Origin of the sequence: Actinomadura madurae (genome assembly GCF_047130825.1) — a bacterium.
GTDB classification, from domain to species: Bacteria; Actinomycetota; Actinomycetes; order Streptosporangiales; family Streptosporangiaceae; genus Spirillospora; species Spirillospora madurae.
On the sequence record NZ_CP083237.1, the window covers coordinates 1806061 to 1820321 of the forward strand.

The 14261-nt window shown below is 67.4% G+C and carries 1 protein-coding gene; it reads right to left on the bottom strand.

What is annotated here, in order from left to right; translation table 11 throughout:
• Window positions 1-137 precede the first annotated feature (137 nt).
• Window positions 138-14240 carry an amino acid adenylation domain-containing protein gene (locus K8Z49_RS08515; RefSeq protein WP_412517969.1) on the bottom strand — a complete coding sequence of 4701 codons (14103 nt, stop codon included), beginning with the start codon at window positions 14238-14240 and terminating at the stop codon, window positions 138-140.
• Window positions 14241-14261 lie beyond the last annotated feature (21 nt).

Here is a 14261-nt window from a genome sequence, read left to right on the forward strand (position 1 = left end):
AAACCTACCGATTTACCTGGGAATATGCCGGTGACGGCCTCCCGCCGCGATCGCCGCGAAGGTTACGCAGATCACACCGTCCGGAAACCCCAGGTGGACGGACCGTAACACCCCCTCCACCGAGGGTCCCCGCCCGGTCACAGTTTCCGGTTGAGTACCTCGCCGACGTGCATGAGCGAGCGCGGACTCGTCATGTGGTTGTGGTGGCAGTCGACCTCATGGCCGTCGAACTCGCCGTCGACGAAGGGTCTCCAGGCGTTCGGGTCCCAGCCCCGCTCCTCCCTGCTGTGCTTGGAGCCGAAGAAGATCAGCGTCCCTTGGAACACTCCCGGCGTGAAATCGCGTTGGAGTCGCTGGTTGTGCGCGAACATCCTGGTGAAGGCTTCGACGGTCGCACGATCCACGCCCTCCGCCCCGGTGGCCGCGGCGTCGAGGAGCCCGCTCTCCTCCAGTTCGGCGCCATCGCCGATGACGTCCGCCACCACGTCCAGCGCGTCGGGTCCGGCGGGATCGGCGGCCGCGTCCAGTTCCGGAAGGCTGGGGTAGCTGTCGAGTATCACGACGGTCTCGACGTCGGCGCCTCGCGCCTGCATGAGAGTGGCCACGAGGTGCGCCATAACTCCCCCGAACGACCATCCGAGCAGCCGATAAGGCCCGGACGGCTGGATGGACCGGATATGCCGGATGTAGTCGTCGGCCATCTCGTCGAGGCTGCCGGCCGGACGTTCGGTGCTCTTTAGGCCACGCGCCTGCAGCCCGTAGATGGGGACGTCTTCGTCCAGGTACCGGAGGAGACCCGAGTAGGTCCAGCTGATGCCTCCTGCGGGATGCAGGCAGAACAGCGGCGGCCGGTGCCCTTTCCTGCGGATCGGCAACAGGGGCGCCAGCGGGTCGTCGTCAGGGTCGGCATCGGTCCGTGCAGCCAACTCCGCCACGCTCGGGGCGTCGAACAGGTCGCGGATCGCGACCTCGGCGTCCAGGACGGACCGAATCCGGCTGACCAGGCGAGTCGCCAGCAGCGAGTGCCCGCCCAGGTCGAAGAAGCCGTCGTCGATCCCGACTCGGTCCAGGTTCAGCGTCTCGGCGAACAACTCACACAAGACCTGCTCTCGCGGAGTCCGCGGCCCCCGGTCGGTGGTGGAGGCGGCGAAGTCAGGTGCGGGTAGCGCCTTGCGGTCGAGCTTGCCGTTGGGCGTCAGCGGAAAGGCGTCAAGCGAGACCACTGCGGCCGGAACCATGTGATCAGGCAGCATCAAAGCAACCGCCTGACGCAGCCGAGCCGGATCGCATCCGGCCTCCGGGTCGGGCACGACGTACCCGACCAGTCGCCAGTCACCGCGACGATCCTCACGCGCGACAACGACCGCCTGCGCGACCCCCGGTTGCCGTGCGAGCACCGCCTCGACCTCGCCCGGCTCGATGCGGAATCCCCGGATCTTGACCTGGTCATCGACCCGGCCAACGAACTCCAGATGCCCGTCCAACCGCCAGCGCACCAGATCCCCGGTCCGATACATCCGCTCCCCCGGAGCCCCGAACGGACACGCCACAAAACGCTCCGCCGTCAACCCCGGACGGTCCAGGTACCCGCGGGCCAGGCCGGCGCCGGCAATGTACAACTCACCGACCACACCCACCGGCACCGGCGACAACCCCGCATCGAGCACGAACAACCTGGTGTTCCAGATCGGACGACCGATCGGGACGCTGGTCTCCGCTGTCTGTGGGGTGATCTCCACTCCGCTGACATCGATCGACGCCTCGGTCGGCCCGTAAAGGTTGTGCAGTTCGGCATCGAAGACGTCCCGGAATTTGTGTACGAGCTCCAAGGGCAACGCCTCACCACTGCAGATCACTCGCCGCAGACTCGTACAATCCCGCATCGCCGGCTCCGCCACCGCCGCAGCCAACATCGACGGAACGAAATGCACAGTAGTGACCTGCTCCGCACGGATCAGACCGGCCAAGTAGGCCGGGTCGGTATGGCCTTGTGGCTTGGCCAGGACCATTGTGGCGCCGACTTGCAATGGCCAGAAGAACTCCCACACCGACACATCGAAACTCGCCGGCGTCTTCTGCAACACCCGGTCATCCGCACCAAGCCGATAGCGGTCCTGCATCCAATGCAACCGGTTCACCAACCCAGCATGCGTACTCACCACACCCTTGGGCCGCCCAGTCGACCCCGACGTGTAGATCACGTAGGCGGGGTGTAGATGGTGGAGAGGATTGATTCGGTCGGCATCGGTCACGTTGGTCGTCGACCGGCCCGCGAGTTCTTCCTCCGAGGGCAGCGCGGTGAGCTGCACGACCGGCCGGGCGTCATCGACCATGAACCTGAGCCGCTCAGCCGGATAATCCAGATCCAACGGAAGGTAAGCACCACCGGCCTTCAAGACCCCCAGCAGCGCCACCACCAGCTCTACCGAGCGTGGAAGCGACACCGCAACGACCCGGTCGGGGCCCACGCCCTGGTCGATCAGGTACCGGGCCAGCCGGTTCGCCCGCGCATTCAACTCCTCGTAACTGATGCCGACGCCCTCGGACACCACCGCGACCGCATCGGGCGATCGCCGTGCCTGCGCCTCGAACAACTCCGGCACAGTCCCCCAGGCCACACCGTGGTCAGTGGTGTTCCACTCGACCAGCACCTTGCGACGCTCATCGGCTCCGAGGACGTCAACACTCCCGATCGGCCGGTCAGGGTTGGATGAAACCGCGCTCAGAAAGCGTACGAACCGATCCGCAATTTGTTCGGCGGTCTCCCCGTCGAACAAGTCGGCGGCAAAGTCGATCGAGCCTTCCAAACTACCCGGCGCATCATCGCCGGCCGACCGTTCGGACAGGCTGAACAGCAAATCGAACTTGGCAACCGCAATGTCGGCGGCCTGGACATCCACTTGAACGCCAGGCAGCGTCAGTTCGGCCTGCGGTGCATTGTTGAAGGCAAGCATCACCTGGAAGAGCGGATGCCGACCCAGCGACCGCGGTGGATTCAGCACCTCCACCAGACGCTCGAACGGAACATCCTGATTCGCGAACGCCCCGAGGTCGACCTCACGCACCCGCCCCAGCAACTCACGGAAACTGGGATCACCGGAAGCATCGCCGCGCAGCACCAACGTATTGACGAAACACCCCACCAGATCGCTGAGCGCCTCATCTACCCGGCCCGCCACCGGACTACCGATCGGGACGTCCGTCCCACACCCCAGCCGCGTCAACAGACCGACCAAACCAGCCTGCACCACCATGAACAACGTGACGTCGTTGTCCCGCGCCAACGCCACCAGCGACCGATGCAGATCACCGTCCAACGCGAACCCGACCGAACCACCCCGATACGTCGCCACCGCCGGACGCGGCCGATCCACCGGCAGATCAAGCTGATCAGGCAACCCCGTCAACGCCTCACGCCAATACGCCACCTGCGCACCGACCACACTCCCCGAATCGCCCTCATCCCCCAGCCACTCCCGCTGCCACAACGCATAATCCGCATACTGCACCGAAAGCGGAGACCACTCCGGAACCCGATCGGCCGACCTCGCCGCATACGCCGCCGCCACATCCCGGGCCAGCGGCGCCAACGACCAACCGTCGCCGGCGATGTGATGCACCACGACCAGCAACACGTGATCGTCCGGGCCAAGGCGGAACAACTCGGCCCGGAAAGGCCGATCGGCCGTCAGGTCGAAGCCTCGGCCCGCCGCATACGCCACTGCTCCGGCGAGTTCGTCCTCACTCACCTCGGTCGCGTCCAGCGCCGGAGGTCGCGCATCGAGCACCACCTGATGCGGGACGCCCTCATGCTCCGGGAAGACCGTCCGCAGGCTCTCGTGCCGGTCCACGACATCGCACAGAGCTGCGGTGAGAGCCGTCCGGTCAAGCGGACCTCGCAACCGCAGCGCGACCGGAATGTTGTAGGTGGCGCTGGGGCCTTCCAACCGGTTGAGGAACCACAAGCGCCGCTGCGCGAACGACAGCGGCACCCTGTCCGGACGACGCCATGGCTCCAGCACCGGCCGCGCCCGCCCCGCGCCGCCGAGCCTGTCCGCCAGCCCCGCGACGGTCGGAGCCTCGAACAGGTCCCGGATCGACACCTCGACCTCCAGCACGGACCGAATCCGGCTGACCAGACGAGTCGCCAACAGCGAATGCCCGCCCAGGTCGAAGAAGCCGTCATCGATCCCGACCCGCTCCAGGTCCAACGTCTCGGCGAACAGCCGGCACAGCGTTTGCTCGCGAGCGTTTCGCGGTTCCCGGTCGGTCATGGAGGCGGCGAAGTCAGGTGCGGGTAGTGCCTTGCGGTCGAGCTTGCCGTTGGGCGTCAGCGGAAAAGCGTCAAGCGAGACCACTGCGGCCGGAACCATGTGATCAGGCAGCATCAAAGCAACCGCCTGACGCAGCCGAGCCGGATCGCATCCGGCCTCCGGGTCGGGCACGACGTACCCGACCAGTCGCCAGTCACCGGGACGATCCTCACGCGCGACAACGACCGCCTGCGCCACTCCCGTCTGCCGTGCGAGCACCGCCTCGACCTCGCCCGGCTCGATGCGGAATCCCCGGATCTTGACCTGGTCATCGACCCGGCCAACGAACTCCAGATGCCCGTCCGACCGCCAGCGCACCAGATCCCCGGTCCGATACATCCGCTCCCCCGGAGCCCCGAACGGACACGCCACAAAACGCTCCGCCGTCAACCCCGGACGGTCCAGGTATCCGCGGGCCAGGCCGGCGCCGGCAATGTACAACTCACCGACCACACCCACCGGCACCGGCGACAAGCCCGCATCGAGCACGAACAACCTGGTGTTCCAGATCGGCCGACCGATCGGAGGCCTCTCGTCACCGTCGTGACGATCGGCACCCAGGTCGTCGGCATGCCACGCCGCCGCGTACACCGTCGCCTCGGTCGGACCGTAAATGTTCGCGATTCGCGCCTCGGGCCACGCCGCCCTGATCAGGCGGACCGTTTGGGCCGGCAGCGCCTCACCGGCCAAGGTGACACACCTGGGCGCCATCGCCGGACGGCCAGATCTCAAGATCTCGGCAATCGCCGACGGCACGGCACTCACTAGACCGACCGGCCCGGCCGCACGATCAGTCAGCGCAAGCACGTCGCGCACGACTTCGACACGACCACCGGCCATCAACGGACAGAAGATCTCGAACACCGAAACGTCGAAGTTCAGCGAGGTCGAGGCCACCACATGCGACAACCCCACCGGCCCGAAAACGGCGGCAGCCCAGCCACATAGGGCAACGACATTGTCATGGCCGACCACAACCCCCTTGGGCCGCCCGGTCGACCCCGACGTGTAGATCACGTAGGCGGGGTGCAGGGAGTGCAGCGGAGCGATCCGATCGGCGTCCGTCACATCCGACGTCGACCGGCCCGCGAGTTCCTCCTCCGAGGGCAGCGCGGTCAGCTGCACGACCGGCCGCGCGTCATCGACCATGAACCTCAGCCGCTCAGCCGGATAATCCAGATCCAACGGAAGGTAAGCACCACCGGCCTTCAAGACCCCCAGAAGGGCCACCACCAGCTCTACCGAGCGCGGAAGCGACACCGCAACGACCTGGTCCGGCCCCACGCCCTGGTCGATCAGATACCGAGCCAGCCGGTTCGCCCACACGTTCAGCTCTCGGTAAGTCAGCTCGGTACCTTCGGACACCACCGCGACCGCCTCGGGCGACCGCCGCGCCTGCGCCTCGAACAACTCCGGCACAGTCCCCCAGGCCACACCATGGTCAGTGGCGTTCCACTCGACCAGCACCCTGCGGCGCTCATCGGCTCCGAGGACGTCCACACTCCCGATCGGCCGGTCAGGGTTGGATGAAACCGCGCTCAGAAAACGTACGAACCGATCCGCAAGCTGCTCAACGGTCTCCCGATCGAACAAGTCAGTAGCGAAATCGACCGAACCTTCCAAACCACCCAGATCACCGTCGCCAGCCGACCGCTCGGAAAAATTGAACAGCAAATCGAACTTGGCAACCGCAATGTCGGCGGCCTGGACATCCACCTGAACGCCAGGCAGCGTCAGTTCGGCCTGCGGTGCATTATTGAAGGCAAGCATCACCTGGAAGAGCGGATGCCGACCCAGCGACCGCGGCGGATTCAGCACCTCCACCAAACGCTCGAACGGAACATCCTGATTCGCGAACGCCCCGAGGTCGACCTCACGCACCCGCCCCAGCAACTCACGGAAACTGGGATCACCGGAAGCATCGCCGCGCAGCACCAACGTATTGACGAAACACCCCACCAGATCATTGAGCGCCTCATCCGCCCGACCCGCCACCGGACTACCGATCGGGACGTCCGTCCCACACCCCAGCCGCGTCAACAGACCAACCAAACCAGCCTGCACCACCATGAACAATGTGACGTTGTTGTCCTGCGCCAAGGCGATCAGCGACCGGTGCAAGTCGCCCTCCAGAGCGAACCCGACCGAACCACCCCGATACGTCGCCACCGCCGGACGCGGCCGATCCACCGGCAGATCAAGCTGATCAGGCAACCCCGTCAACGCCTCACGCCAATACGCCACCTGCGCACCGACCACACTCCCCGAATCGCCCTCATCCCCCAGCCACTCCCGCTGCCACAACGCATAATCCGCGTACTGCACCGGAAGTGGCGACCACTGCGGAACCGAAGCCTCCCGACAGCGAACCGAATACGCCACCGCCAGATCACGCCCCAGCGGACCCATCGACCACGCATCACCGGCGATGTGGTGCACCACCACCAACAACACGTGGTCGCACTCCGACATCCGGTACGCGTGGGCCCGGATCGGGAGTTCTTCGGCCAGATCGAAGCCCTTTTCGGCATCCGCCGCGAGTGCAGTCGGCACCTGCGTGGCGTCCATCTCCGCCACTGTCAGTGCCACCCGCGCATCCGCGCCGTCCAGCACCTCCTGATACGGCGCGCCGTCCGCCTCCGGGAAGACGGTCCGCAGCGACTCGTGCCGGGCCACCACGTCGTTCAGCGCGGACTCCAACGCCCCTAGGTCCACGGCGCCGCTCAGCCACAGCGGGATCACCATGTTGTAGGTAGCGCTGGGGCCTTCCAGCCGATTGAGGAACCACAGACGCCGCTGTGCGAACGACAGCGGCACCTTGTCCGGACGACTCCGTGGCCGCAACGCAGGCCGCGCCGCCCTGCCCGCAGGCTCAATCGCCTCGGCTAATCCCGCGACTGTCGGAGCCTCGAACAGGTCGCGAATCGTGACCTCGACGTCCAGCACGGACCGAATCCGGCTGACCAGACGAGTCGCCAACAGCGAATGCCCGCCCTGGTCGAAGAAGCCATCGTCCATCCCGACCCGCTCCAGGTCGAGGATCTCGGCGAACAGCTCGCACAAGATCTTCTCCCGGGGCGTTCGCGGCTCCCGGCCCGTGGCAGCGGCGGCGAAATCTGGTGCCGGAAGCGCTCTGCGGTCGAGCTTGCCATTCGGTGTCAGCGGGAAAGAATCCAGAACGACGATCGCAGCCGGGACCATGTAGTCGGGCAGGACCTCCGCAGTCGTACGACGCAACCGCATCGGGTCACAACCAGCATCCGATGCAGGGGCTACATAGCCGACCAACTGCGGGTCACCAGGCCGGTCTTCCCTGATCGTCACGGCGGCTTGAGCGACCCCCGGTTGCCGTGCGAGCACCGCCTCGACCTCGCCCGGCTCGATGCGGAATCCCCGGATCTTGACCTGGTCATCGACCCGGCCGACGAACTCCAGATGCCCGTCCGACCGCCAGCGCACCAGATCCCCGGTCCGATACATCCGCTCCCCCGGAGCGCCGAACGGACACGCCACAAAACGCTCCGCCGTCAACCCCGGACGCCCCAGATACCCACGAGCCAACCCGGCACCGGCAATGCACAACTCACCGACCACACCAACAGGAACCGGCGACAACCAGGCATCGAGCACGAACAATCGGGTGTTCCAAATCGGACGACCGATCGGGACGCTAGTTTCCGCGGTCTGTGGGGTGATCTCCACTCCGCTGACATCGATCGACGCCTCGGTCGGCCCGTAAAGGTTGTGCAGTTCGGCATCGAAGACGTCCCGGAACCTGTGCACGAGCTCCAAGGGCAACGCCTCACCACTGCAAATCACTCGCCGCAAGCTCGCACAATCCCGCATCGCCGGCTCCGCCACCGCCGCAGCCAACATCGACGGAACGAAATGTACGGTGGTGACCTGCTCCGCACGGATCAGACCGGCCAAATAGACTGGATCGGCTTCTCCCCGCGGCCTCGCCAGAACCAATATGGCGCCGACCTGCAATGGCCAGAAGAACTCCCACACCGACACATCGAAACTCGCCGGCGTCTTCTGCAACACCCGATCATCCGATCCGAGCGAGTACCGGTCCTGCATCCACTGCAACCGATTTACCAACCCAGCATGCGTACTCACCACACCCTTGGGCCGCCCAGTCGACCCCGACGTGTAGATCACGTAGGCGGGGTGCAGGGGGTGCAGTGGAGCGAGCCGGTCGGCATCGGTCACGTCCGATGTTGAACGGCCCGCGAGTTCCTTCTCGGAGGGCAGCGCGGTCAGCTGCACGACCGGCCGCGCGTCATCGACCATGAACCTTAGCCGCTCAGCCGGATAATCCGGATCCAACGGAAGGTAAGCACCACCGGCCTTCAAGATCCCCAGAAGGGCCACCACCAGCTCTACCGAGCGTGGGAGCGACACCGCAACGACCCGGTCCGGCCCCACGCCCTGGTCGATCAGGTACCGGGCCAGCCGGTTCGCCCGCGCGTTCAGCTCTCGGTAGGTCAGCTCGGTGCCTTCGAAGACCACGGCGACCGCCTCGGGCGACCGCCGTACCTGGGCCTCGAACAACCCCGGCACAGTCCCCCACGCCACACCATGGTCAGTCGCGTTCCACTCGACCAGCACCCTGCGACGCTCATCGCCACCAAGGACGTCCACACTCCCGATCGATTGATCAGGATCGGAGACAGCCGCGCTCAGAAACCATACGAACCGATCCGCAAGCTGCTCAACGGTCTCCCGATCGAACAAGTCAGTAGCGAAATCGATCGAGCCTTCCAAACCACCCAGCTCACCATCGCCAGCCGACCGTTCGGACAGGCTGAACAGCAAATCGAACTTGGCGACCTTGGTATCGATATCCTGCAATTGAGCGTCGATACCGGGCAGTTCGATTCCGGCGACCGGCGTGTTATCGAAGGCGAGCATCACCTGGAAGAGCGGATGCCTGCCCAGCGACCGCGGCGGATTCAGCACCTCCACCAGACGCTCGAACGGAACATCCTGATTCGCGAACGCCCCGAGGTCGACCTCACGCACCCGCCCCAGCAACTCACGGAAACTGGGATCACCGGAAGCATCGCCGCGCAGCACCAACGTATTGACGAAACACCCCACCAGATCATTGAGCGCCTCATCTACCCGGCCCGCCACCGGACTACCGATCGGGACGTCCGTCCCACACCCCAGCCGCGTCAACAGACCAACCAAACCAGCCTGCACCACCATGAACAACGTGACGTCGTTGTCCCGCGCCAACGCCACCAGCGACCGATGCAGATCACCGTCCAACGCGAACCCGACCGAACCACCCCGATACGTCGCCACCGCCGGACGCGGCCGATCCACCGGCAGATCAAGCTGATCAGGCAACCCCGTCAACGCCTCACGCCAATACGCCACCTGCGCACCGACCACACTCCCCGAATCGCCCTCATCCCCCAGCCACTCCCGCTGCCACAACGCATAATCCGCATACTGCACCGGAAGTGATGACCACTGCGGAACCGAAGCCCCCCGACAGCGAACCGAATACGCCACCGCCAGATCACGCCCCAGCGGACCCATCGACCACGCATCACCGGCGATGTGGTGCACCACCACCAACAACACGTGATCGTCCGGGCCAAGGCGGAACAACTCGGCCCGGAAAGGCCGATCCGCCATAAGGTCGAAGCCCCGCCCCGCGGCCTCCGCCACCATCCGGGAAAGGTCTCGCACCTCGGCGTCCACCGTTTCCAGCACGAACGGCTCCGGATCCAGCACCAGCTGATACGGCTCCCCGTCGCTCTCCGGGAATATCGTCCGGAGGCTCTCGTGCCGGTCCACGACGTCGGCGAGGGCAGCGGCGAGCGCCGCGCGATCGAGCGGACCGCGCAAACGCACCGCGAGTGGGATGTTGTAGGTCGGGCCAGGCCCCTCCAACCGGTTGAGGAACCACAGACGCCGCTGCGCGAACGACAGCGGCACCCTGTCCGGACGACGCCATGGCTCCAGCACCGGCCGCGCCTGGCCCGCGCCGCCGAGCCTGTCCGCCAGCTCCGCCACGGTCGGAGCCTCGAACAGGTCCCGGATCGACACCTCGACCTCCAGCACGGACCGAATGCGGCCGATCAGGCGGGTCCCCAGCAGCGAATGCCCGCCCAGGTCGAAGAAGCCGTCATCGATCCCGACCCTGTCCAGATGCAGGATGTCGGCGAAGAGATGGCACAGGATCTCCTCGCGGGGCGTCCGCGGCGCCCGCCCCGTCACCGCGGCGGAGAAGTCGGGCGCCGGGAGCGCCTTGCGGTCCAGCTTCCCGTTCGACGTCGTCGGCAGTTCGTCCAGGATCACGAACGCCGCCGGGACCATGTAGTCCGGCAGGCGGGTCCGGGCGTGCGCCCGCAGGTCCTCGGTGAGCCGGTCGGGGCTGTACCACCGCCGGCCCCCGTCGTCCGGTTCGGGTCCCGGACGCACAGGGGCGTCGGGACGCACGGCGTAGACGCAGTACACGCCGGTGCCCGCGAAGTGGGGGGCGGTCTCGACCGTCGTCCGGAAGCCGTGGTCGCGCAGCAGCCCGGTGACGATGCCGAGCCGCCCGCCGATGTCGTGCACCTCGGCGACGACCTGGCGGACGATCGGCCAGTGCGCGGGCTCGATGCCGAGCAGGACGTCCAGCTCGCTCTTCTCCGCGTCGATCTTGAGCAGGTCGATCCGGGTGATGCCGTGCTCCCGGATCATCTGGGAGAGCGTCCGGACCTCGACCTCGACGTCCTCCCCGCGCAACCGCTCGGTCAGCAGTTCGGCGAGTCCCTCGGCCGGCTCGTCGCGCAGGTACCGCTCCAGCACGCGGCGTTCCTCGCGCTCGTCGGCGAACCGCCCGGACAGCAGCGACATGTCCGGGTAGTAGGTGAACCGTGCGGTGCCCGCCTCCCGCCCGAGGCCGCGGGTGGTGACGGCCGCGTCGAGGCCGTGCAGTTCCGCGTTGATCCGGAACATCCCGGCCAGTGCGGGGATCGGCTCGAACGCGTGGACGCGGCAGCCCGGCTGCCGTGTCCCGACGAAGAGCGAGAACAGGCCGACGTGGCCGCCGACGTCGACCACGCACGCGTCCTCGGGCAGCGTCACCCCGGCCCTGAAGTACTCGTTCCGAACGAAGATCTCGTCATAGAGGAAGGCCGTGTTCGACCGGTTCCGGGCGCACACCATCATGCCGTTCGGCAGTTCGTGGAGTTCGTGCCCATCGAGCCGGCCCTCGCGCCGCAGGCGGCACAGGTTCGCCACGGCCGCGGCCGTGCCGCTTTCCGGGACGACGTACCCCACCAGCCGCCGTCCGCCCGCGGCGACCTCGCGGTCCGCCACCACGGCGCGTCCGACGCCCGGATGATCGGCCAGCACGCTTTCGATCTCGCCCGGCTCGACGCGCAGCCCGCGGATCTTGACCTGGTGGTCGCTTCGGCCGAGGTACTCGATCCGGCCGTCGAGGTTCCAGCGGGCCACGTCCCCGGTCCGGTACATGCGGCTGCCGGGCGGGCCGAACGGGTCGGCCACGAACCTCTCCGCGGTCAGCCCGGCCCGGTTCACATAGCCGCGGGCGAGCTGGTCACCGGTGAGATACAGCTCGCCCGCGACACCCGGTGGTACCGGCGCCAGCCGCGCGTCCAGGACGTAGACGCGGGTGTTCCACACCGGACGGCCGATGGTGACCGGCCCGCCGTCGGGCGGGCACGGTGCGGCGGTGACGTCGACCGCCGCCTCGGTGGGGCCGTAGAGGTTGTTCAGCCGGGCGCCGAGGACCGCGTAGTACCGGTCGCGTAGGTGGTCGGGCAGTGCCTCGCCGCTGCAGACGACCTCGCGCAGGCTCGTGCAGCCGGTCGCCGCCGGTTCCAGGACGAACGCCTCGAGCATGGACGGCACGAAGTGCGCCATCGTGACCCGGGCGTCCTGGATCAGCCCGGCGAGGTAGGCCGGGTCCCGGTGCCCGTCCGGCCGGGCCAGGACCAGTGCAGCGCCACTGATGAGCGGCAGGAACAGTTCCCAGACCGACACGTCGAAGTCGAGCGGGGTCTTCTGCAGGATCCGGTCGGCGGGGGTCACCCGGTAGTGGTCCCGCATCCACAGCAGCCGGTTCACGATCGCGGCGTGCTCGACCGCGACGCCCTTCGGACGTCCCGTCGACCCCGACGTGTAAATGACGTACGCCGTGTTCCCGGGCGCCGGGGGCGTCGCGCGGACGGCGGCGCCGTCCGGGCCGGCCACGTCCGGCGTGGTGAGGGTCAGCAACGGGCGGGCGTCGTCGTGGACGAACGCGATCCGGTCGGCGGGATGGGCGGGGTCGATCGGCAGATACGCACCGCCGGCCTTCAGGACCGCCAGCAGCGCGACCACCATCTCCACCGAGCGGGGCAGGGGCACCGCGACCACCGTCTCCGGCCCCACCCCCTGGGCGGCGAGGTGCCGCGCCAGCCGGTCGGTGCGGTTCGCGAGCTCGGCGTAGGAAACGGACCGGCCCTCGAACACCACGGCCGTCGCGTCGGGGGTGCGGGACGCCTGCTCCTCGAACAGCCCGGGGACCGTGGCGGCCGGCACGTCGTGCGCGGTGTCGTTCCATTCCAGCAGGACCCTGCGGCGGTCGGCGGTGCCGAGGACGTCCACGTCCTCGATCCGCTGTCCGGGGTTCGCGATCGCCGACTCCAGGAGACGCCGGAACCGGCTCAGATGATCGGCCAGCTCCCGGTCGGCGCAGGCCGCGAGGTTGGCGTTGGCGTCGATCCGCATCCCTTTGAGGTCCGCGCCGTAGTGGACGGCCACCATCGTGTCGGTGATCGGCCCCGTCACCAGATCGTGCGCGGTGGTGGCGTTGCCGTCGAACTCGACGTCGTACTCGAACGGCAGGATGTTGATCTCGCTGCCCCACAGCCGCCGGCCGTGGACGGGCATACCGCGGTCGCGGCGCATGTCCTCGGCCCGGTAACGCTGGTGCCGCAGGATCTGCCTGATCTCGCGCGACACCTGGTGGGTGAGATCGGCGAACGTCGTGGCGCCGGTGACCCGCAGGCGCAGCGGCAGGACGTGCGCCGTCATCGACGGTGTGGCACGCGACGTGCGGGTCTTGCGTCCGGTGACCGGCAGCCCGAGGACCACGTCGTCCTCTCCGGACATCCGGTGGACGTACGCGGCGAACGCCGCCACCATCAGGGCGGGCCAGCCCGTGCCGACCTCGCGGGCGGCGTCGCGCAGCCGCGTGATGTCCGCGTCGGACAGGTAGGTCGTGTGACGGGTGAACCCGCTGGACGCGCCGCCCGGGACGCTCGCACGGCCCGTCAGCGAGGCGGGCGCGGCCTCGTCCTCCCCCACGCGGGCCGCCCAGAACTCGCGGTCGCGCTGGAACTGCTCCGACGCGAGATACGCCGTCTCTTCCTCTACGAGGTCGCGTACGGACCCGAATGCGGCGGGCGGGGGGTCGTCCCCCTTTTTCAGAGCCGTGTACACCTCGGCGGCCCGGGCGACGAACAATGCGGCGCTGTAGCCGTCGATGACGATGTGATGTGCCGTGAAGTAGAGGAGGAAAAGGTCGGGGGCCACCCTGATCAGCGCGGTTCGGAAAGGGACTCCGTAGGTGAGGTCGAAAGGCCGGCGCTGGTCTTCCCGCATCCAGGCGTCCGCCGCACGTCCCGGGTCCGGTTCCCCGGTGAGGTCGAGATAGGGCACCGGCCAGTCGTCCGACACGTCGATGATCTGATGGACGCCGTCCTCGTCTTCCACGAAGCGGGCGTGAAAGGACTCGGCCTCCATGCCCGCACGCCTTATCGCGACCGCCATCAACCCGGCATCGACCGGACCTCGGATTTCGATGTACTCGCTGATGTTGAACATCGGGTCGCCGACGTCCAGTTGCTGCGCGTACCACACGGCGGACTGGGCCGCCAGCAGCGGCAGACGCCGCACCTCGCGTTCCATGACCGATCAACCCGCCTTCGC